The organism is Candidatus Paceibacterota bacterium (assembly GCA_035438625.1).
In the GTDB taxonomy this organism is placed as follows: Bacteria; Patescibacteriota; Minisyncoccia; order Phycocordibacterales; family DAORIS01; genus DAORIS01.
Genome location: DAORIS010000002.1, coordinates 76,240 through 98,863, shown reverse-complemented (window position 1 = coordinate 98,863; position 22,624 = coordinate 76,240). Strand labels below are relative to the sequence as shown.

The following is a 22,624-nucleotide window of genomic DNA, read 5'->3' as shown; positions in this document are numbered from 1 at the left end:
ACTACGATTTCCTGTAAATGGTGTTAATGTGGGTTTCAGCAATTGGGGTGTATCCAAGCGATACTAAATATGGATCATACATAGGATTGAGTTTGGCGCCTAGTCCTGTTGGAGAGTATTCAAGTGTCTCAAGAATTATGTATCGAGGCGAGCACACTGACCAGTCATTTGATGTGAGGATCGCCATGTCATTTCCTTCAGTATCAAGTGAGAGAATATCTATTGGCAGGTGAGGCAGGTGTGCCTTTGCAAGCTCGTGAAGAGGGAAGAGTGAAGTTTCGATTTTTTTGATCGGCTGTATCCCTTTTTTTGCGTACGACTCCATAGTCTCTTCCGAAGATGTGTTTAATCCGTCGTCAGAATATAGGTAGTACGTAAGTGTTCCCTTGGGTCCTGCGCCACAAATGACAGCAATATCTTTTGGTCTGAAAATTTTGTGAGCATTAATTTTGGAAGGATTTGGATCAACACATAGTCCCTTCCAGCCCATTTTGTAAAAGAGATACGTGTTACTTAAAAAGCGTGGATTATTTGCGCCAATATCAATATACGTACCGCTCTTTTGTCCGTGCATCAAATGTTTAAGAATCAGATCTTCACCGAGTTGGCTATACGTAATCTGTCCTCCAGCAAGAATGCGGAGTGCAAATTCAAAATATCGAGAGGGAGTAAGGAGGTTACGCAGCTTCATTGGAACTAATTATATCAATATATTTTTTGGCACATGCTTCGTCTGACAGTTCGAGTGCCCGCACTCGTGGTGTGTAAGAGGGAAGTTTTTCAATAAACGTTCGAGTGTCCATCTCAATGTTTTCATCGGGAGAAAAGAACATGCCAGCACGTGCGTCGAGGTATGGTGCAGATATTCTTGAGTCTTTCCAGATGTCAGTTCCGCTTTGCCAAAAACCTCGGTTGTATACAAGTGTAGGCACGTCGCGCATCCACGCCTCTTGTATTGCTAGTCCTTGGCTTTCAGAAAAACTCATATACACCATGCAACTGCATGTTAAGAGGTTTTTGAAGTATTCTTTCTGGCCAAAAGTTCCATACTCCATACGAACGACTTGGTAGCCCAGCTGTATAAGTTCTTTAGTAACTCGTGCTTCTGTAACAATATCTTGGTTTTTTATAAACAATAGTGCACGTTTGTGAGAGCGTGGAGATACGTCATTAGATATTGTGGTACCTGCTGGCCAAATCTTAATCTTGTCGGCAAGCGAGGGGGATTGGTGAACAAAGAAATCCTTTGTCCATTGAGATGGAAACAAAATGAGGTCGATCTCGGGGGACAAAATAATACTGTCGTGATCAGTTGGAGTGATACTAATTACTGGTCCTGCAATTAGTTTTTTGATTTTTCCCTGACGCTTTTTGTTAATTGCGTACTTTAAAGTTGTGGCGCCGCTAATGACATGGGTGGTATCAGTTACACCAAGAGAATTAACAGCGAATTCGCTTCCAATTTCTGTGAGTCCTCGCTTTAAGCTCTCAACAACAGCTCTAGGTCCCCGAGTTCTACCCAGAATTTCAGCAGCCAATTCTTTAATAGTAAGAATTGATAGGGTAGGAGGTCTGGTTAAAATAGTAATCATGAAATGTTTCTTGCAACGTCTCTGTGCTTTTCATTGTGAGTAAAAAGACACATTCGAATACCACTCCACGGATTAGTTGGATTCACTTTTTGACCTTTTCCACTTTCGAATTCGTATGCGGTGTATCCAAGAGACTTCATATATTCAAAGGTCTGGCTAAAGTGTGGGTTAGTTGATTTTCTATCTAGTACCGAAAGATCTCCGCCAACTTCTACATATAGTAGTGGTTTTTCAGAAGAGAGTAGAGATTTTGCACCTTGAAGGATTTCATACTCAAAGCCTTCAGCGTCTATTTTAATAAAATCTACTGGCTGTTTACTGTGGAATAGTTCGTCGAGTGTTTTAATTTGTACGGTTCGTGCTTCAGTTGATGTTTCACTCTTAAACCATGGAGAGAGGCTGCTACCAGATCCTTGCATGTGGAGTGTGCCGGCCCCACTCTCTTTTCCAGCTGCCACTTCCAGTATTGAAATGTTTGTAATCTTGTTTAGATCAACACTCATCTTGAATTCCTCAATGAATTCTTTACCTGGCTCAATTGCGGTGATCTTTGACTGTGGAAAAAGTGTTGATGCAAGAATGCTGTAGTACCCAGTGTGTGCTCCAATATCTACGAAGGAGAAATTTGGTGGTAGTTGTTTTAGAACTGAAATTGCAACAGCTACCTCTTCTTTCTCAACCTCTCCGTTCTTGGCTACTCCATAGGCAATTGAACTTGTATTAAATACGTTACCTACGTACCAAAATCCATGGACTGATTTTGCCGCTGTTGGTTGTGATTGATTAGTAAGTGAGTGGGGAAGCAATAACACTGATTTTCCAAAGGTTGAGAGGACAAATTTTCGAAGGAATTGTTTCATGAATGTACGAATTATAATCTATTTCTTTAATACGGTATCAACTATCTTTTCAAACTCCTGAGCCTTTTTCTTGAACAAAAACATGTCGAGTGCCTTACTACTTGCTGCGTTTCCTAAAGATATCAATGTTCCCGCTCGATGTAACTCAACAAATTCTTTCATGTGTGTGAGATATGTTTTCCAGTCGTGTTGCTCTGCAATTCGACTAAAAGTGGTATCAAGGTATTCGAGGTGTGCGTTCCACATGTTTGTCTTGTGAGAAATAACTGGACGACCAGCCATCATTGCTTCGATGATATTTAACCCACAAGATTCACCGTCTGCTCGAAAGTGCGCAAGCACATCAATAGCTTTGTGAAATGCCCAGATGTCATCTTCTTTTGCGCTAGGTTCTATGAAATGTACGTTTGGAATATTTCGATCTCTAACGATATCTCGAAGGATTGGTGGGGTTGCCATAATTATGTAATGCGCCTCAGGATATGTATGAACTAACTGTTCAAATGCATTGATACCAATTGGGTCAAAAATAGCATTATCTGCACGGCCGATTCTTCCAAATACTGTGGCATTATCTGGAATACCTAATTTTTTTCGTAGCTCTAATCCTCTTTCTGTTGCCCGGGTATCAGGTTCTTCGGATGGGTTATAAAAAACTCCAACACTAGAACTGTCTGTTACTCGTAGAGCCTTGCTCCCTACTTCATGAGACACACAAAGGTGTTTAATTACATTTGGTTGTGCAGTTGGTGAGCCAAAAATATTAAAAATAATGATCGGAATAGATCGAACAACATTATGTGGGAATTGAGAGTGTCCAGAGCATGCGACTACCAGTACATTGATTTCATATGTAGAAATGACTCCTCGAAGGTCTGGTTTCATGTCCTTGATAAAGAAAGGAAATTTTTTCTCGATTGTGGAATATGAAAAAGGAATAAAGGTCACCGAAGAGTTTTGGGAAACATATGTCTTTCGATCTTGTGCATTTTGTATCTGCTCTGAATCGGTTTCAGTTCCATACATAAAATACACATCGTATTTGTCAGGGTTGAAGTGTCTGGCAAGTCCTTGGAGTAATTTTTCAGTGCCGCCAAACCGGAGTGCTGTTGGGTGAAAAAATAAAATACGAGGTTTTGTGTGCGGAGTAGATTTTTTTCCTGTTGTGTATACTCCAGACCGAAAAAGACATACGAGTGTCCAGATATCCTCATATATTCGCAAGAGCAGTTTTTTTAGAGGCTTTGGGAGGGATAAAAAGACTGATCTCATAGGTTCGCTGTAGAGGTTACTGTATTGGCTTTATATAAGGCTCAATTTTTTTCGCTGCTTCACCGATCTTTTTGAATGCCTTTTCTCGCTTCTTTTCGCTATCAAATAAATAGAGAGAGTATCCACCGTGGCCTCCACCAAGATATTTTTTTGCAATTGATCCTACAATATTTTGTAGGGGTTCCATTCCTTCACCAATTTGAACTTTGTAGCTTGTGTTGATTGCTCTTGCTAACCCCGGGAGACTTTTCTTGTATACAGCGTCCTTTGCCAAACCTCCTGCTTTTGCAATTAATTTAAAATCTCGTTTTTTATCAACCAGTCCGGGTGTTACATGAGATGTACCTGTCCACACGATTAACATTTTTCCTGCTAGCCAGTCTGGATGAAACTTTGCATCGAGGACAGGTTCTTTTCCTGAGCGCCATACACAGAGTCCGGTTTCATTGATTACGGCAGGGTCTTGCCAGCCAACACCTAAATCAATTTCTGATGCTACGCCATTCTTAACTTGTAGTAGTGCGTATGCCGCAGATCCACCAAGTCCACCACCTTGTTCGTATGGCCAATTTGATAGAGATACCTTAGGAGTGATTGTGCAATTTACGATGAATGTACCTTTTTTAGAAAATCTTGGAACATCCAACCAGCCACCAGCAAAATCAACACGAAGGGGGAGTTCTGACACATTGTGGATGCCAGCAAGGATTGATGTTGTTGATGCCAAGCTTGCGGTTCGGCGTTTTGGTAAGACAACGAACTTAATTCCTTGTTCAGCACAAAATTGGCGTTTTACTTCAGCATTCCTGTCGTCTTCCGTAACTGCCAAAATTTCTGGTTTTATTCGTTTGATATTCTTTTTGAAATCAAAAACTGGGTCTAGGTCTGAACTAGTGACCACTTCATCAACACAGGAAAGGGAACCGATGATAATCATCTTGTGGTCGTCTGGGAGTGAAGGTTTACGCTTTTTAGAAAGTGCGAGTACGTCTTTACTTGCAAAAGAAACAGTGAGGTGGTCACCGAGTGCTCGTGCGTCTTTAAAAAATTGAATATGGCCAGCGTGAAGAATGTCGTAACAACCAGAGACGAATACTTTTTTCATAGGAAGATTTTAGCATTGTTACGTTGCTTGTATTTGCTGGGAGATATTGATTTTTCTATAAAATATGTTATAGTATATACAAAATTCTTTTACTACACAAATTCCAACAGAGGAGCTTAAAGTGGCAGCTAAACAGGCAAATGTCGTTGCTCGTATCAAGCAGATCCAATCGGAGGGTGTTGAGGCGATTGCAAGAGGAAATATTGCCCCTTTCGAAGGCTTTACTCCTGAATTTCTTGGAGATCAATGCGGTGTTTTTGCACGGTACACTGCTCAATCAGAATCCACGTGTCTCAGTATGCTTCGCCCACTTGTGGAGAACATTGAGCAAGAGAGTAATTCCGAGTTGTTCATGGTTGGTAGAGACTTCCGTTTACATACGACTGTGATGAACGCAACCGGTCCCAAGGAAGCATTTGAAACTTTCAAACAGAAAGTCGTTCCGTCACTACCAACGCTCGAAGGTCTTGAGGTGGAGTTCACTCGGTTGATTGCTGACAAAAGTGTCATCATACTTTGTGCAGAGTATGTTCCTGACGAGGTGCGTAACATGCGAGAAATCCTTTGGGAGGAATTTGCAGAATGTGGTCTCAAACCAAAAGCAATCGCAGATATTTTCCACTGTACGATTTCTCGGATGATGAAAGTGGGAAATAAGCTCGATGTGTACCGGGATCGAGTACACATTGGCGATACTACTTTCAGTGAATCGCCAATTGTACTCAAAATTGAGCATGCACGTTTCAGTCCCGCGATGGATTTGTTTACGATGTAGAAGATTGAACGGTCTCGTTCTGAAGTGTGCCGGTGTACAATGTACGTCGGCTTTTTTTTATTTACTTTTTGCTAGTTTCCAAATGTATGCGTATGTGCGCTTGATTGTCTTGATGCGATTTTGGAAACTTCCACCCCAACTTGATTCTCCATGTAATCGGTTTTTGAACTCAACATCAATAGTCTTGATTGTGTATCCGTGAATTTTTGCTTGGTATAGCAAGTATAGATCTAGAGAAAAATCTTTTGGAGCGTTGGTAAGTAGCTCAATGCATTCTTTGAAAAATACTTTTGGTTGTGCATTAATTTCAACGAGTACCTTTCGGAGGATTACACTTGCAATAACTGCCATACCGTAACTGAGAACTACCTGGGGAAGTGGGCGATTGATACGTGCTCCTTTGACGAGTGTCCTTTTATTGGTCTCGTTTTTTAACACGTCAAATGCAGTGAATACATCTTTTGGATCAGTCTGCATATCACTGTGGGTCCATCCAACAATGTCTCCCGTCGCAGCTCGGACCCCGGTCATTATGGCGTTGCCGTATCCGCCATTAGGAGAGTATGAAATAAATTTTGCAAACGGGTATGAGTTATTTCCTGCAAATTGTGTAAACACTTCAGCGGTATTGTCCTTTGATCCATCGTTAATACAAATCAGTTCAAAGTCGTATGAAGAAGCGAACTTTTGAAATACTTGTAATACTAATGGAATATTTTTTTCTTCGTTATAGAAGGGAACTACGATTGAAAGTTTCATGTTATTTTTTTGATACTGATCGAACGGTAAATTTTGTTTGGTATAGGTTGTTGGGGCGACTGTAACGGAATCGCTCAAAATTTGGATTGTGAGCGATGAAATATGCGTCCGTTATCTCCCTTGCATCATACAAGATTTCTATTTCCATATCGTGCTCTTTTCTCCATTCCCGCATCTGAGTTTCAAATGCGACAGAAGGGCTGACATACAAATACGTCTTACCTGCTTCAAATATTTTAGGATGCATGAACGTCACCGGAGTCTTGTTCTCTGCATACTTGTAATAAATATCATACGAGCCATCGTGTATTCCAATTGTAGACACTTCAGGATCAGTGGTGTTTAGAAACACCGTTCGGTCGGCAGTATCAAACCCACGCAGGAATACACAATACATACCAAGTACAGAGAGGATGGTAAGCGCTGAAACTGATACGTATGTAGGTATATGAATCCCAGTTTTTTTCGAGAGGATAGATAATCCCTGTGCAATGGAGATAAATAGTATTGGTATAAGGAAAAGGATATGGCGTGTTGGAGCAAAACTTAGGGTGTGGAGGATTGCTAATACTATATATAGAGCAAGTACGAGAAGACAGATTTGTTTAACTAATGAATGAACGGACCCTTCTGTTTGTTTGGGAATGAAAAACAATAGTGATGAGGCGAGTAGTAATACACCCATGCTGTACTGTAAAAGATTGAATGGTGCTGAGTGTGTGTACCAACTAAAGAAGTTAAGTACGGTGTAATAGACATCAGAAGGAAGCGTTGCAAATGTTGCAGATCCTCTAAAACCTTGACCTGGAAGGAAGAAAAGAATTGTAGCTGTACCAATTAATATAATTGCTGGAAGTTGTGATTTTATTGTTCCCCAAAACCATACACCAAACTTTTTAAGTGAACGAGACTGTGTCTGTTTCCACCATTCAAATAATCGAATGAACATGAAGGCAAGCCAAAACAGTAAAATGAGGTAATTGAAAAAGATCAATACTCCTGTTAACCAAGCAATATGTCGGTGTATCTCAGGGTGTTTGTAATAGGTGACTAGAAAGTATAACCACAAGAATTCTGTTGTGAAATTCCACACAGTACTACCAACATGAATTCCAGACGAGTAGATACTTATCGAGAACAACATGAGAAAACATACAAGCGAATTTACACCATCTGAAACTCCAAGTTTTCTGTTAATGAGAAATAGTAGTAAAACAGATACATGAAATAGTGTAATGGATACGACCATTGATCGAGACATAAACGTCAAATAATCTGCGTTTGGTCCGGAAACCAATCCATACACAAAACCAGCACCTGGTGAGTATGTTGATCCAATTCCCATTGAGAAAAAACTCTGTACTGCAAAAGGCAAAGGAGCGGAAGAAATTGCTTGTGTTAGACCGTACCTAAATGTACTTAGTAGTGATGCTTGTGTTAGTTGATTAATGAGAAATTCATCACTAAAAGATGAAAGGTATGTGTTTTTAATCGAACGAATTGAATCGTGCGAAAGAATTTTTTCAGCTGTACTTGTTGAAATAAAACTACCGTGAGGATAGAGAAGTGCAATAAAGCGTAATGTTGACCCAGGAAATTCGTATAGGATGTTATAGGTCCCTGAAGAGTCCACTTCTTGGAAGTGATAATTTCTAGAAGTGATATGCCATACCCAGCTTGCTGCTAGGACGGTGATGAAAAGTAAAACAAGTACGCTGACTCTATTTTTTCTTTGTTTCGAAGTATCGCTGCCAGTATTCATATGTCTTTAATTCAATAGGGGTTCCCCATGAAAGGAATGTGTCGATTTCAAAAACCTTAACTTTGTGATTGTTTTTTACCAATACGTTGGTGCATTCATCAAGTGAAAATTCAACGCCGCTCTTTAGGTTCTTTTCAATCATTTCCTTTACATTGTCAAAACAGGTCTTTGCTTTTCTGTAGCTAAACCACCCAACAACAGCATGGTCTTCAAGGGGGTGGTCAGAAAGTGGAACTTTGTACTGTACCTTTTTTACTAGACCTTGCTCGTCTGCATCAATCCATCCATAGGCACTTGGTTGTGTCTGCATTGGAGGATAGTGTCTAAATGACCATATAAGTGCATCTTGATCTTCAGAAAGCAGGTCGCTTTCAAACTTATTCATATCGTATGTTGGACCTGCGTCACAACTTGCAATTGTAAGCACTGATTCTGGATCGATGGCATCAACAGCCTCAAGTGCACTATGGGCTTGTCCTTGTAGCGGACTTGTTTGGACAATAATTTGTGCCTCGGGGAAATATGAAAGTAGGAGGTTTGTTATGTCGTGGTTATTAACATAATCACCTGAAACAACAAAGATTAACTTATCCGCCTTTGGCATGCTGTGAACAGCAGAAATGACCATAGGAAGGCCGTTTACAGGAATTAGGGGTTTGGGAATACTATAACCTGCGTCTGCAAATCTTTTCCCTCTTCCAGCCAGTAGCATTAAATTTGTCCGCATGTTACTTATTGAAGTGTTTTGACCAATATTGATATTCTCTCACATCCTCTGGTTTACCCCATGAGATGAAAAAGTCTATTGGGTGCAATACGTTTTTGAGCTTGTCTTCTATAAGGAGGTTGTGGATCATACTGATATAAAACTCATCGTTACATCGGATATCAAGGTCAATTAATTTTTTAAAGTATTTTTTAACCAAAGCTCCGCTTTTGAAGTAGTGTACACCAGCGGAAGTCCATGAGTCCATTTTATTTGGTGTGAAAGAAAATTTTTCACGTACTTCTAGTACTTCGTCATCATTTTCGTCTGTGCGAGCTGTGGCGTAGAGGCCTTCTTGTAGAAGTGGTGGATGAAAACCTTTAAAAGCAACGACACCAGCTTCGGCGTTAGTATCCTGCATATGTTGTACAAATTCTTTAAAGTTCCACGGTGTGTGTATGTCACAGTAACACGTGACGACAGGAAGGTTGTCGTCAATGTGCTCGACTGCTTGGAGAACCGTGTATACCGGACCAAGTCTGTGTTCAGGAATAGCAACTACTTTACCGTGAGGAGCAACTCTTTGTAGTACATCTCGCATGTTTGTATTTGCGAGGTGGTTTTCATTTGCGATAAATATTAACTTTTCTACATCAGGAAACATGTTTACAATGTGTTCGATAACTGGTTTTCCGTCGATATCGATAAGTGGCTTAGGATCCTTATATCCTGCAAATTGGAATCGTTGGCCTAATCCTGCCATTGGAATAATTACTTGCATATTATTTCTTGTTCAATGTTTCCCATGCATCAGCGTATTTTAGAGATGTCATCACTGCATCAAGCTTAAATTTCAATGACTTAATTTTCTTGATGTACTTAGAAATCTCTTGAGGGCGGCCCCAACGCTCAGGACACACAAGGCATGTTTTATATCCTTTCATTTGCTTAACAATCTTAGGTGAGAGGGGAAGTTTTGTTGGAATATCGATCCATAACCAATCAGCTTTTTTCTTGTACTTAAGTGCCATTTCAATTGGTTCGTTCTCTGAGTATCGAATAGCGATATTTTTAAATCCATCAGTTGTTGCGTGATGGATCCAGTACGGCTCTACATCGAGAAGGAAGTAGTTTTTGATTTTATATTTCTTTGCGAGATCAATAACACGCTTTTCAATTCCAGCTTCTTTGATATTGAAAATTACAAATGCGTGTTTATATCCCTTTAGATATTCCTCAAGCTCATCTCCGTCTTCAAAAGGTTCGTGTGTGAGTACTAGTTTGTCTCCAAACCCTCTGATGTCAATTTCGACTCCATAGTGTGTTGGAATCTTGGCAAGTTGTTCGATCTTATTTACACGATGGATAATGACCTGCATATAGTGTCCCGTTGTTTGTAGACGGTATCGTAGCATATTTATGCAAATGGTATACTTTCAGCCACGTAGACCTCTATGGATGTATTTAATCGAAAAACAGCAATACAATTTCGAAATTTTGCTGTTGTCGGGGTCATTAGCACTATCTGTAACTATTCTATATTTTTCGTTCTATTACGTACTGCAAACGTTCAGTACCTTCTCTCGAGTGCAATCGGATTCATTGTCGGCATCTTCATTAGCTATGAATTGAACCGAAGGGTGTCTTTTGAGTCAGGTGGATATCGAAAAAGAAAAGAATTTATGTTGTATGCAGCAGTCTGTCTATTCTCGCTTGTGTTGAGTCTACTTACACTTCGTCTACTGGTAGAGGTTTTTACTATGAATGTGCTGTTGGCAAATGTGTGCGCAATTGGAGTATCTACAATCACTAACTTTATCGGTGCAAAAATCGTAGTGTTTAAAGCTAAGGAAGTTTTTTAAGTGTAAGGAAGTAAAAGGAACCCAAGAAAGGAAATATCTTTCCTAGTGCACTATCGATCCCTATCCACACCTTGAACCCAATCGGGAATTTTTTTAAGAGAAACGATCGAACTCTATATGGCATGGGTACTATATTTGCTCCTTGGGATGCGATGATGGTAAAACCAGCTTTCTTTAATAAAGCTTTGGTTTTCCAAAAAGGGAAAGAAATATGACGGATCATTTCCCACTCGAGGTACGATAGTCCGGATTCTTCAGGTGTACTAAAAACATTTGTGTCTCTCTGTGCAAGTCGAGTGAGTAATTCTCTGTGTCTTTTTCCGAAACGTACTTTTATGTAAAACAGACTAAAAGCATTAGGAATAGAGACTAGTGCGACACCGTTTGGTGTAAGTGTTCTGAAAAGCTCAGAAACTGCTTTTTCGTGGTTGGGAATGTGTTCTAACACTTCTGAGCAGATACAGACATCAACCATTGCGTCACCGAGAGGAATTTGCCTAAGGTCAACAGCTTCTCCATGAATATTTGAAATATTTTTTGTATGTTTTTTTGCGTGTTCAAGCTCAGAGGCATCGAACTCAAACATATACACTGATTTGTAGAGTGGTGCAGCAAACGCGCTGTATGGACCGCGACCTGCCCCTGCATCAAGTAGTGTGTGAGATGGGTTTGCATACTTTTGTATGAACGTAGAAACAATTTGTGCTTTACGATGGTGGTAATATCGATTGTTTACGCATGGATCAGGATACTCGTGGAACTGATCCATTTGAGGGATGCTAAGTGTTGATAGTAAATCGTGGTTCATTATTTTCCTTTAATCACTAACCGCATACGTTTAAGCAATATAAACACATAAATGATGGTTCGGTTTACAATTGCAAGGAGTGAAAATTTTTTATGTGTGTATCGAATAGGGAGATACTGTAAATGGGTGTAATTCATACGCATGTTCCAAATAAGTTGATTTGGATGGTCCTGTGGAGTGTTCCAGCCTGCATATTTAGTACCGTCATGTGCGTAGAAATTTGGATTGTCTTTTCTGAGGAAGATATTAAGCAGGGTGGTGTCGTGTCTAAATTTTTCGCAGGATCGAACAATGTCTGTTTTGTTAACTCCTTTGTTTCTCCATTGGTCACCTTTTGAAAAACCAAGGCAATATCCTTGTTTTGATGCTTCGTGCATTGAGGATAATTGGTTCGAAACAGAGCCGTCTTTTTTAAATCCAAACACTCCAGCAGTAACAGAGGATTCATTTAAAATCGCAGGATCTGCCTTGAATGTCTCAATGTAATCGACGGGGATGATCTCCTTATTCGACACACCTTGTGAGACAGCAATGTACCCATCCTTATTTATTATAGAAAAAATCTCATCGAGACTGCGGAGTACTTGAGTACCAGCATCAAGATAGAAGTTTAATTCTGCAAATGGATTGCAGAAAATGTAGGACTTCCATGTGTAGCAGCTACGCCAGAACGATACAAACGGTGGAAGGGTAATAACTGTCACGCCTTCAATCGTTTCAAGTTCTTTTCTAAAGATTTTTGATAGTCCTAGGTCGTATACAAAAATCCGAATCACTGGAGAGTGATTTGTTTTTATAGAACCAATTAAATTCAGAACCGATGGAAAGAATTTATTGGATGCGGATGTGATGATGCAGGTGTTCATTGGTGTTTAAGGTTTTGTCGGATGGATTGAAGAATATAATACAGTGTACGGAGTATTGAGTTATATCTTGTAGGGTGAGGCTTTCTTCCAACTTGTGTTTGAAATTCTTGTTGTAGTGTCTGAATGTGCCACATATCTATTGGCTCAAAGTATGCAATGGAATGTGTCTTAAACATTTCGTGCAGTTCTTGTAGGTGCCACGGATTTGTGGTCTCTACAATGTTTGTGGGAATGAAAGACTTCTCATCAATCCACTCGGGGGGTGTTGCTGATAATTTTGTTCGGGAAGTGTCTAGAGAGGATTCATACTTTAAATTAATAGCCTTTATTTTTGTGGGATCAGCAATGTATTCCTTGCACCTGTACCACGCTTGTTTAAGCTGCACTTCGTTCCAATAAAGGTATTGAAGATGAAGAAGTGGTGAGGGTAGTATGGTATTTTTTTCAGCAGTAATGGTTGGGATGCGATTGGTGTGATCATTGATCACAACAGATTGTTCATACGACATGATTCGGTCATCATAAAATATGCACGCTTTGTAGTTATTTCCCCACGGCCAGTCAGTTCGGTACACCTCTGGTTTTTTCCATAACTGTATCCAGGGAAGTGAAACGTTAAAGCCTGACCCCTTCTGTTTAAGGTGATCAATAATTAATGGAACAGAATGTGCCGGAATCCGTTCGTCGACATCAAGGCAAACAATAATGTTTTCTCCTTCAATTTCTCGAGCTTTGGTAAGCAGATCCCACCTCACTTCATTTGAGTGTGACGGGCGATGGTTTTGTATGACTGATACTTTTGGGAACTGCTTGTATATTTCAGTGCTTCCATCTGTCGATTCTTGATCGGCAATAATTATATAGTCAGCAAAAGAGGACAAGAATGTAAGAAATGAAGGTAAGAGCCTAGCTTCGTTTCGTGCTGGTGTAACTGCAATTATTTTCATGCATTAATTACCGTTCCGAACTTTAATATTTTCGGCAACTTTTTCGTTTTCTTTCGTGAGTCGCTCGCTCCTTTTTCCAGAAAGAGTTTGTCCGTCGCTCGTAAATGTTCCGCCGATAATTTCTGATTTTTGAAACACTGCCATGTGTGCTGCTTTTGTACACCATTCAAAATCTCCAGCGATCGTAAACCACTCATCGAACGGACCAACTTTTGAATAAAAGTCCTTAGAAAACATAAAGAACGGTCCGCAGTTCATGTGTTTGGTAAATGTTTCTTTTGAAAATGCAGGCAAATCAATTTTCTTTATCTTCGCCAAGAGTTTAAATGGTCCAACTTTTACATATCGCTTGTATGTAAACGGGAAGTACACAACTGGTGCACCGCTTTTTACTCGCTCTATTCCATCAACGATTCCTTCGCTTGTTCGAATATCATCTACATTCCAAAACGTACATGCAAATCCCTTTGATTCTCGGACACCCCTATTCCAAGTTGCATAAAGTGTTTCTCTTGGCACATCGATCCATCTAAACCATGGGTTTGCTTGTAGTCGCTCACATACTGCAGTTTCAAGTTCCGTTGCGTCGTTTGTTATTGCGATCACTTCAAACGAGACGTTGTCTTTCAGTAGTTTTTTTGCACATTTTTGAATATGTCGCTCGTAATTTTCAATATGCTCGTCTGTCTTGTAGAGGGAAGTGATGATTGAACAAGAAACGTTTTCCATAGTGTTTTGGTTAATCCATTAATTAACGGAAATGTGAAATAGATGTTAGCACAAGGAGCGCGTGTTCGCGGGTTGATTTCAGTAGCAATATCGACAGCGGCATGAGTGAATATGAAACAAGGGTTGCGACTGCAGCACCGTATATTCCGTAGCGAGGAATTAAGAAAATGTTCAAAACAATGTTCGCAACCATTCCAAGGAATGTCATGAAAAATGTTACTCGTGTCAATCCTTTTGTGACAAGGTGTTGCTGGATAATCATTGCGAGGAATATTGGTATGGTTGCACACACATAAATCCTAAGGACTAATATCGACATATCGTATGCTGGTCCATAGAGTGTGTGAATGATAAATGGCGCTAAGACAAATACTGAGGCGCTAATCGCAATTCCAAGCCACCAGAGTAGGAAATATAGGCGTTTCATCCTAAGGGTATATATAGATGTGTCTGTTAGGTGGGCATTAACCATTGCAGGAAACAGTGCTGATCCTAAAATTCCAGGAATGAAATACCACAGTTCTGCAATACGAACAGCAGAATCATAAAATCCTACAGATGTTTCATTTACCATGTTTTTAAGCATCACTTGATCTATGCGTGAGTAGATGACGATAAAGGCACTCGATAAAATTAGTGGCCATGATTCTTTGATGAATATTTTTGCAATATTCATATCAAAACTTAGTTTGTAGATATGCCTGCTGTAGTGTTTTACATATAGAAAGACTAGTCCAACGGCATAGAGAATTGGTTCGATGAAGAACACCCCGATAATAAACTCAATTGGCAGACCTGAGAAGACAACAATAATTTTAAGGACACTCAAAATCAACACGACCCATATCGAAAGGAGCGATGGATATTTAGAACGAACATCAACTTGAAATAGTGTATTAAAGACACCGAACGCAGAAAAGAAATATGAAAACGACATAAATGCAATCAAAAGCGTCAAGAACGCGCTGTTGTCGATCGCGATGCTGGTGGTAATTAAGAGTAGTGTCGAGACAACAGCACCGGTTGTTTTTATAATAAACGCTGTGCCTAACAATGTTCCACGATTTTCTTTCTGTACTAATAATTCACGAGACAAAATCTGATCTATTCCTAAGTTTGCCAATACTGATCCAAGGCCAGCGAAACTAAGGATATAACTAACCGTTCCATATGACTCTGGTCCGAGTGTTCGGATGACATATGTTGTGGCAATAAAGCCAACTACCATGTTTGTCAGGCGACCAATAAATAACCACGAGGTGTTATTAAAGTATTTCTTAAAACCAGCACTTCCCAGGAAGGTCTGGAGTCTCTGGGTTTTAGTATGCATCTTTGATAGTTCTTTCTACCATGCCAGTAAGAGAAAATCTTTCTAGGATTGTAGTTCGTAAATTCATACCAAATTGAGAACGTTCTGGGTTAGTACATAGCGCATCAATTGCTCGAGTAAGTTCACCGATGTTCTCTGGTGGAATAAGTATACCTGTCTTATTGTGTTCAATGATTTCAGGCACTCCAGCAATTGCTGTTGCGATAGTTGGAAGGGACGCGGCACCAGCCTCTAATAACACGTATGGGAGTGCCTCGTCTCGTGAAGGCAGAATAAATATGTCGAAGGCAGGTAATAGCGCTGACGCATTAGAAATAAAACCTGTGAAAGAAACTTTATCTTGGAGCCGAGTGGTAGTCGCCAATTCAATAAGTGAATCTTTGCTTTCTCCTGCACCGATAATCCATGCGTGAAATGGACGAGAAACATTCGTAAGAGAATTGATAAGTATATCTAATCCTTTTCTCGGGTGGAGTTCTGCAAGTGTGCCAATCCATAGTGTTTCTGGGGAGGTGGGCACATGTCCAGGTGTATGTGAAAGTAGTTTTTCTCGAGCCGTTTCTTTTGATAATAATTCTTGCTGTGGAATGCCGTTATGGATCACAATAATTTTTTGTTCATTAATGAACGGTAACTGGAGTACATCCTCTTTTGTTTTTTGGGAAACTGCAATCACTTTGTGGCAGAGGGAGATGATTACAACGTAACAAGCCTTAAGGATTGTGCTCATTATCCACGAGCGCTTTTGGTTGAATGCCCAACCATGTCCCGTGAATACTATTTTCTGAATACGTGCGATACGTCCAGCGAGTACGCCAAGTAACCCAGCTTTAGAACTATTCAAGTGAATGATGTCGGGTCGTTCTTTTCTTAAGATTGATAGCAGTGAGAAAAATGCTTTGAGGTCTTTAAAAATTCCAATGTCACGCTCTAATCCTTTAATCTCAATTGTCCCAATACCAGCTACCCCCAGCTTTTCCTTGAGTAACCCAGAGCCTCCAAAAGCAACACAAATCTCAAATTCCTCTGACTTTTGTTGGTGAAGCTCTGTGGCTAATTCGAATACATATCGTTGTGCACCCCCAAAGTTAGACTTGGTGATAACAAAGAGAATCTTCCTCCTCCTTTTTTGATCCATACTGTATAGTGTAGCCCATGAATTTGAATAAAACACTACAATATATTGTTATCGGCTGTTTGGGACTGGTGCTGGCAGTACCGCTATATGTTTCAAATGAAATGTTTTTCCCATATATCGCTGGAAAAAACTTTGCATTTAGGGCGCTTGTAGAAATTGCATTGGTGGCATATTTGTTTCTTGCGTGGAGGGACGCACGTTTTAGGCCAAAGGCGTCTGGTCTTATGTGGTCACTTTTGGTTTTTGTGGTGATTGTAGGTGTTGCAAATATCTTTAGTGAAAATCCATATAAGAGTTTCTGGAGTAACTATGAGCGAATGGAAGGGTACATTGCACTCTTGCACCTCGGTGCCTTTGCATTCATCGCTTCAAATGTTTTTCGTACAACAAAAGAGTGGTTGTGGTATGCGGTTACATCGCTTTCAATAAGCGCAATCATGCTCTTAGTTGGATTGTCTGACGCAATTGGAGGACTTCTAAGTAATGGTGTTGCCCCACGTATTAATGTTATGCTCGGAAACTCAACATATGTTGGTGCATACTTTTTCATTCACGCTGGCATATTGTTACTGATTGCAGTGTCTGATAAAAAAGTACGACAAGAAAAATGGCGTATTGCAGCCTATGCTGTTGGAATCATTGCGTTTATTGCAGGTGTATTCTTTACCGGTACTCGAGGAACAGTACTTGGTATATTAGGTGGCTCGTTTGTTGCTGGAATTTTTCTCGCAATCTATGAACGTAATCATCCGCTCTTGAAGAAAATTGCAGCTGGAATGGTTATTGGCGTCACTGCACTTGTCGGATTGTTTTTCTTGTTAAAGGATACGGGCGTTGTGCAGAACGTTTCAATTCTTAGGAGATTTACAGAGGTAACACTCACAAACGCTGAAACTCAGGCCCGTCCAACACTATGGAAAATGGCATTTGAGGGAGTAAAGGATCGACCAATCTTTGGTTGGGGACAGGAAAGTTTTAACTATATCTTTTCTACCTACTACGATCCTGCAATTTATTCTCACGAACAATGGTTTGACCGCTCACATAATATGTTTATCGAGTGGTTGGTCACAACAGGAATTGTTGGTTTCTTGGCCTATATCGCACTAATTGCAATGCTTGGGTACACGCTCTGGAAAATACCAGGCGATCGCCTCTCAATTCTACAGAAATCAGTATTCACTGGAATACTCGTTGGTTACTTTATCCATAACTTGTTCGTGTTTGATAACTTGGCAAGTTATATTTTGTTCTTTGGAATACTTGCATTCTTCCATTCACAAATTGTTCCTCGAGATGTTGTTTCTAAAAAGGGAAACGCAGAAGCAGGTGATTCAGTACTCAAGACGCAAGTCATGCTTGTATGCGCAGTACTTTCACTTGTTGTTGTTCCGTATACGTTATACGCCGGTACATATAAGCCGTATGCAGCAAATAGGTCACTTCTCTCTGCGCTACGCATTATGGCCCAGCCGCCCAAGACCCAGGCAGAGCAAATGGCAAATTTCGAAGCCACCAAAATGTATTTCGATAAGGCGCTTTCATATGATTCGTTTGGAAACCAAGAAATTCGAGAGCAATACATTACAAATGCTGTAAATGTTGCTTCGCAAGCTGGTGCTGGAAATGAAGTTGGAATGGCTTTCTTGAATGACTCTCGTTTGGCGGGTCAGGATCAAATTGAAGAGTCTCCAAATGATCCACGTGCGTACTACATTCTTTCAACAAGTTACTCAAGGACAGGAGAAATTGATAAGGCAATGGAATTAATCCGAAAAGCACAGGAATTGTCTCCAAAGAAGCAGATGTTTATCTCTGATGAAATATCTTTCTTGCTTACCCAGGATAAATTTGAAGAAGCATTTAAGCGAGCTGAGTATGCAGTCAGTGTTCAAGAGAAAAATATTTCTATTGAAGGGTTGTATGTAGTTACAGCGCTTTATAGCAATAGAGATCAACTCGCCTTCGATACTATTGAAAAATACCCACAAGTCATGGAAAACAGTGGAGTAGTACAAGCACTTCTTATAACAGGACACACAGCACGAGTACTTCCGGTACTTGAAGCACAGGTTGCAGAACTGAAGAAACAAGAGAGGATTTCTCCAACATCTCACATTCTTCTTGCTGCGGCACGACTTGAGGTTGGTAACAGAAAGGGCGCACTCGAACTTTTGGCTGAACTTAAGACTCAAGCAGCAACAGCGGGTAACACCCAGATCGTTCAAGAAATTACTTCATATGAAGGCGCAATTAACGCCGGAACAAAAAGTATTATTCCAAAGCAATAACGGTTGACTCGCGAGGAAAGTGAAGTATAATTATGTAGGTGAGTGCGCTTAAAAGCGTACTACAGGACAAATGTAGCACGTAGCCCGCGAAAGCGGGCTTTCGTGTTTTTGGACGTTTCATTTTCTACGCGGTATACTTTTAGAGCACTGTTTTCAGTCGGTCACCGGTCGCACTCACATTTTACATTTGTCATTGGAGCTCGCCCCGGTGACCGACTGAGTACAGAGCATGCATATTAGAGAACACGAACCCCTTGCTTCACTAACTACTTTTCAAACTGGAGGACAGGCAGAGTTTTTTGTAGAAGTTGAAAATGAACAAGAATTAATAGAAGTTTTAGATTGGAATACAAAGAAGCAGTATCCAGTTTTTGTTTTAGGTGGTGGCTCAAACATTTTGATATCTGACACGGGCTTTCCTGGACTCGTCATTAAAAATAATATTCAAGCTCGCAATGAGATAGCTGAAACTGAATATGAATTTGGTGCGGGTGAAAACTGGGATGACGTTGTGCACTTTGCAGTGATGAATGATCTTCAGGGTATTGAAATGCTCTCGTATATTCCAGGAACTCTAGGAGGAGCGATTGTTCAGAATATCGGAGCGTACGGGGGAGAAATTGCAGATGTTGTCGTTACGGTTACCGCCATTAATATTCATACGCAAGAAAAGCGAATATTCCCCAAAGCAGAATGTTTGTTTTCATACAGGTATTCATTTTTTAAAACTATAGAAGGAAGAAATTGGATAGTTACCAGTGCAACATTACGATTTTCAAAAAGTAACAGTGGAAAAATCACCTTTAAAGAAGTTGAAGAAAAATTAGGAGGAAAAAAAGAAGCACTCATACAAGACATACGCAACACAGTCATTGCAATCCGTATGGCAAAGTTGCCTGATTGGAAACACATTGGTACCGCAGGGTCATTTTTTAAAAATCCATTTATAGAAAGTGGGATATACGAAACACTTACAGGAACATATCCAGAAATACCGGGGTTTCCAGTTGATGGAGGACGAATGAAAGTTCCACTTGGATGGATATTGGATAAGGTGTGTGGGTTAAAAGGATACACCGAAGGGTCTGTAGGTCTCTATGAAAAGCAGGCACTGGTCATCGTAAACCATGGTGGCGCAAGGACAGAGGATGTTGCTAAGTTAGCGGATTTTGTATCAAAAAAGGTACATGAAAAGACCGGCATTACCATCGAGCCTGAGGTTGAATATATTGGAGAAATTCAAGCGAAAATAAGCTGAAAACGTGCATATTTTGTGCTAAAATATCCCGATGCTGGAAAAATTGTTTGGAAGCCCAGAAAAGCGGGCTGTAAAGAAATACGCCTCTAAGATTGCTGAAATAAACACTCTTGAGAAGAAATACGAACCACTTTCACTTGAACAGTTGAAGGATGAAGCTATTGTGCTTAAAAAAGAAGTGCAGGCAGAAGGTAGGTCACTAGACTCAGTACTCACTCGCTCTTTTGCACTTACCCGTGAAGCAGCAAAACGAACTCTTGGTCAGCGTCACTATGACGTGCAGCTTGTTGGAGGACTTGTACTTAATTCAGGTGCGATCGCTGAAATGAAAACTGGAGAAGGAAAGACACTCGTTGCAACACTTCCAGTATTCCTAAATTCACTTGCAGGAAAGGGTGTACACGTTGTAACGGTTAACGACTATTTGGCACGTCGTGACGGTGTATGGATGGGTCAGATTTATAACGCTCTTGGAATGACTGTCGGTGTCATCAACGGTCAGGCATCATATCTCTATGATCCAACTCATGTAGAAGCAGACGAACATCGAGATGAAGTTGCTGCGTTTAAGGTTGTGTATGAATTTCTAAAGCCTTGCACAAGACGAGAAGCGTACCAAGCAGATATTACATACGGAACAAACTCTGAATTCGGTTTTGACTATCTCCGAGACAACATTGAGTACGATAAGCGCAACCTGAGGCAGCGCGGACATCCATTTTCAATCGTGGACGAAATTGACTCAATCTTGATCGACGAAGCACGTACTCCACTTATCATTTCTGCACCCGCACAAGAATCAGAAAATCTCTACGCTCGATTTTCACAGATTGCTGACAGATTAAAAGAAGAAGAGCATTACACGGTTGATGAAAAGCACCACCAGATCGCGCTAACTGACGCGGGTATTCGCGAAGCTGAAAAGCAGTTAGGTGTAGAAAATATTTATACTGACGCTGGAATTAAATATGCGTATCACCTTGAGACTGCGGTTAAGGCAAAGGCACTCTACAAGCGAGAAAAAGAATATGTTGTGCGAGATAACGAAGTAATTATCGTTGATGAATACACTGGACGATTGCAACCAGGACGACGATGGTCAGGTGGAATTCACCAGGCTGTTGAAGCCAAGGAGGGAGTGCTTGTGCAACGTGAGACACGAACATTTGCTTCAATCACATACCAAAACTATTTCAGGCTGTACGAAAAGTTAGGAGGAATGACTGGTACTGCATATACTTCACGAGAAGAATTCTTTAAGGTATATGGACTTGATACTGTTCCAATCCCAACAAACCGTCCGGTAGTTCGTGATGATAAAAATGACCTCATTTTCCAAACAGAACATGGAAAGTTCACTGCGCTTGCGAAACATGTAAAAAAAATCCACCAGACAGGACAACCGGTACTTATTGGTACGGTTTCAATTGAAAAGAACGAAGAACTTTCTGAGTACTTGAAAGTTGCTGGTGTTCCGCACCAAATGCTTAATGCCAAGAACCACGAGCGAGAAGGAGAAATTGTGGCAGAGGCTGGAAAGAAAGGCGCTGTAACGGTGGCAACAAACATGGCTGGTCGTGGAGTCGACATTAAACTCGGAGGAGCAATGGCACCAAAGGAATTGTCTGAAGAGGTAAAAAGCCTTGGAGGACTACATGTTATTGGTACCGAGCGTCATACTGCACGTCGTATTGATAACCAACTCCGAGGTCGCTCAGGACGTCAGGGTGACCCAGGATCAACTCAATTCTTTGTGGCCTTTGATGACATGCTTATGCGTGTGTTTGCGGCTGACACGGTAAAGAAAATGATCGGTAGGTTGGGACTTCCAGAAGATGAGGCTATCCAAAATCGAATGTTGAGTAGGTCACTTGAATCAGCACAGACAAAAATCGAAGGAATTAATTTCGATAGCAGAAAGCAGACACTCCAGTATGACGACATTTTGAACCATCAGCGTAAGATTATGTATGAACGTCGTCGCAAGCTTCTTACGGCTGAAGGTGACGAGGTTCTTGAGATTGCAAAAGAGTTTCTTACTAAAGGAGATTACGGGGTTTCAGTAGAGGAAGTTGATAAAGTAATAGAGGACCGTGTACAGGCACTTGGAAAAGAAGAAGCCAGTGCGGGAATACGTCGGTTGCTTCTCCAGACAAACGATATGTTGTGGATAGATCACCTAGAAGAAATGGAGTATCTCCGAAGTTCAGTAAATCTCCGTTCATACGGACAACGCGATCCACTTATAGAGTACAAGCGAGAGGGTCTAAGAATTTTCAAGTCAATGCAATCAGTCCTGATTTCCCAGGTGATGGAAACAATTCCTCGAATTGGAGCAGGTGCGTTTGCAAAAGAAGAGAAAGCAATGGAAGACATTGAACGCAAGGCAACATTTATTACAGACGATGGGAGTGGAGGAGTATCTAAGTCCGGAGGAGAAACACACGGTGAAGAATTAGGAAGGAACGATAAAATTATTGTTCGTAAGGGTGGTGAGCAAAAAGAAATAAAATTTAAACACCTTGATAAATACCTCAAAGACGGATGGCAACGATAGTGTAGTG

Annotated in this window: 21 protein-coding genes; 5 read left to right on the top strand and 16 right to left on the bottom strand. The window is 40.6% G+C overall.

Annotated elements, in window-relative coordinates; all coding sequences use genetic code 11:
* Position 1 precedes the first annotated feature (1 nt).
* Genes PLF31_01300 through PLF31_01280 form a run of 5 tightly spaced genes read right to left on the bottom strand, consistent with a single transcriptional unit; the run spans position 2 to position 4,829 of the window.
* Positions 2–691, bottom strand: a complete 690-nt coding sequence (locus tag PLF31_01300) for an FkbM family methyltransferase (GenBank protein ID HRH26089.1) — start codon at positions 689–691, stop codon at positions 2–4.
* The gene (locus PLF31_01295; GenBank protein HRH26088.1) at positions 678–1,592 is read right to left on the bottom strand and encodes a hypothetical protein; all 915 of its coding nucleotides are present in this window, start codon (positions 1,590–1,592) and stop codon (positions 678–680) included. Before PLF31_01295 ends, PLF31_01300 begins: the two co-directional genes overlap by 14 nt.
* The gene (locus PLF31_01290) at positions 1,589–2,452 is read right to left on the bottom strand and encodes an FkbM family methyltransferase (GenBank protein ID HRH26087.1); all 864 of its coding nucleotides are present in this window, start codon (positions 2,450–2,452) and stop codon (positions 1,589–1,591) included. The genes PLF31_01295 and PLF31_01290 overlap by 4 nt, the downstream gene beginning before the upstream one ends.
* An 18-nt stretch (positions 2,453–2,470) precedes the next feature.
* Positions 2,471–3,724, bottom strand: a complete 1,254-nt coding sequence (locus PLF31_01285) for a glycosyltransferase (GenBank protein HRH26086.1) — start codon at positions 3,722–3,724, stop codon at positions 2,471–2,473.
* Positions 3,725–3,740: 16 nt separating this feature from the next.
* A complete protein-coding gene (locus PLF31_01280; protein ID HRH26085.1) occupies positions 3,741–4,829 on the bottom strand; it encodes an adenylyltransferase/cytidyltransferase family protein in 1,089 nt (362 codons plus the stop codon).
* Positions 4,830–4,950: 121 nt separating this feature from the next.
* Here PLF31_01280 and PLF31_01275 point away from each other — a divergent pair, with 121 nt between their 5' ends.
* Positions 4,951–5,604, top strand: coding sequence for a hypothetical protein (locus PLF31_01275; protein ID HRH26084.1), 654 nt, complete (start codon positions 4,951–4,953; stop codon positions 5,602–5,604).
* Positions 5,605–5,661: 57 nt separating this feature from the next.
* On the opposite strand, the gene PLF31_01270 is transcribed toward PLF31_01275, so the two are convergent.
* The 5 genes from PLF31_01270 to PLF31_01250 are packed head-to-tail and all read right to left on the bottom strand — an operon-like array spanning position 5,662 to position 10,210.
* Entirely contained in the window at positions 5,662–6,363 is a 702-nt protein-coding gene (locus tag PLF31_01270; GenBank protein HRH26083.1) for a glycosyltransferase family 2 protein, read from the bottom strand.
* A gap of 1 nt (position 6,364) precedes the next feature.
* Positions 6,365–8,125, bottom strand: coding sequence for a hypothetical protein (locus PLF31_01265; protein ID HRH26082.1), 1,761 nt, complete (start codon positions 8,123–8,125; stop codon positions 6,365–6,367).
* Positions 8,085–8,852 (bottom strand): NTP transferase domain-containing protein, encoded by a 768-nt coding sequence (locus tag PLF31_01260; GenBank protein ID HRH26081.1) that lies wholly within the window; start codon positions 8,850–8,852, stop codon positions 8,085–8,087. The genes PLF31_01265 and PLF31_01260 overlap by 41 nt, the downstream gene beginning before the upstream one ends.
* A gap of 1 nt (position 8,853) precedes the next feature.
* Positions 8,854–9,612, bottom strand: a complete 759-nt coding sequence (locus tag PLF31_01255; GenBank protein HRH26080.1) for an NTP transferase domain-containing protein — start codon at positions 9,610–9,612, stop codon at positions 8,854–8,856.
* A gap of 1 nt (position 9,613) precedes the next feature.
* Positions 9,614–10,210, bottom strand: coding sequence for a hypothetical protein (locus PLF31_01250; GenBank protein ID HRH26079.1), 597 nt, complete (start codon positions 10,208–10,210; stop codon positions 9,614–9,616).
* A 75-nt stretch (positions 10,211–10,285) separates the two neighbouring features.
* Here PLF31_01250 and PLF31_01245 point away from each other — a divergent pair, with 75 nt between their 5' ends.
* Positions 10,286–10,693, top strand: coding sequence for a GtrA family protein (locus PLF31_01245; protein HRH26078.1), 408 nt, complete (start codon positions 10,286–10,288; stop codon positions 10,691–10,693).
* Here the strand turns inward: PLF31_01245 and PLF31_01240 are convergent.
* The 6 genes from PLF31_01240 to PLF31_01215 are packed head-to-tail and all read right to left on the bottom strand — an operon-like array spanning position 10,677 to position 16,511.
* Positions 10,677–11,501 (bottom strand): class I SAM-dependent methyltransferase, encoded by an 825-nt coding sequence (locus PLF31_01240; protein ID HRH26077.1) that lies wholly within the window; start codon positions 11,499–11,501, stop codon positions 10,677–10,679. The two genes, PLF31_01245 and PLF31_01240, sit on opposite strands and share 17 nt — an antisense overlap.
* A complete protein-coding gene (locus PLF31_01235; protein ID HRH26076.1) occupies positions 11,501–12,367 on the bottom strand; it encodes a hypothetical protein in 867 nt (288 codons plus the stop codon). The genes PLF31_01240 and PLF31_01235 overlap by 1 nt, the downstream gene beginning before the upstream one ends.
* The gene (locus tag PLF31_01230; protein ID HRH26075.1) at positions 12,364–13,314 is read right to left on the bottom strand and encodes a glycosyltransferase family 2 protein; all 951 of its coding nucleotides are present in this window, start codon (positions 13,312–13,314) and stop codon (positions 12,364–12,366) included. The genes PLF31_01235 and PLF31_01230 overlap by 4 nt, the downstream gene beginning before the upstream one ends.
* Positions 13,315–13,317: 3 nt before the next feature.
* Positions 13,318–14,043 carry a hypothetical protein gene (locus PLF31_01225; protein ID HRH26074.1) on the bottom strand — a complete coding sequence of 242 codons (726 nt, stop codon included), beginning with the start codon at positions 14,041–14,043 and terminating at the stop codon, positions 13,318–13,320.
* 22 nt (positions 14,044–14,065) lie between these two features.
* Positions 14,066–15,373 (bottom strand): flippase, encoded by a 1,308-nt coding sequence (locus PLF31_01220; protein ID HRH26073.1) that lies wholly within the window; start codon positions 15,371–15,373, stop codon positions 14,066–14,068.
* On the bottom strand, positions 15,363–16,511 hold the full coding sequence (locus tag PLF31_01215) for a glycosyltransferase family 4 protein (GenBank protein HRH26072.1): 1,149 nt from the start codon (positions 16,509–16,511) through the stop codon (positions 15,363–15,365). Before PLF31_01215 ends, PLF31_01220 begins: the two co-directional genes overlap by 11 nt.
* Positions 16,512–16,528: 17 nt before the next feature.
* Here PLF31_01215 and PLF31_01210 point away from each other — a divergent pair, with 17 nt between their 5' ends.
* From PLF31_01210 to secA, 3 genes are all read left to right on the top strand, one after another.
* Entirely contained in the window at positions 16,529–18,802 is a 2,274-nt protein-coding gene (locus PLF31_01210; protein ID HRH26071.1) for an O-antigen ligase family protein, read from the top strand.
* 229 nt (positions 18,803–19,031) lie between these two features.
* Complete coding sequence (murB, locus tag PLF31_01205) at positions 19,032–20,060, top strand: UDP-N-acetylmuramate dehydrogenase (GenBank protein HRH26070.1); 1,029 nt, start codon at positions 19,032–19,034, stop codon at positions 20,058–20,060.
* A 31-nt stretch (positions 20,061–20,091) separates the two neighbouring features.
* Positions 20,092–22,617, top strand: coding sequence for a preprotein translocase subunit SecA (gene secA / locus PLF31_01200; GenBank protein HRH26069.1), 2,526 nt, complete (start codon positions 20,092–20,094; stop codon positions 22,615–22,617).
* The last annotated feature ends 7 nt before the right edge of the window (positions 22,618–22,624 follow it).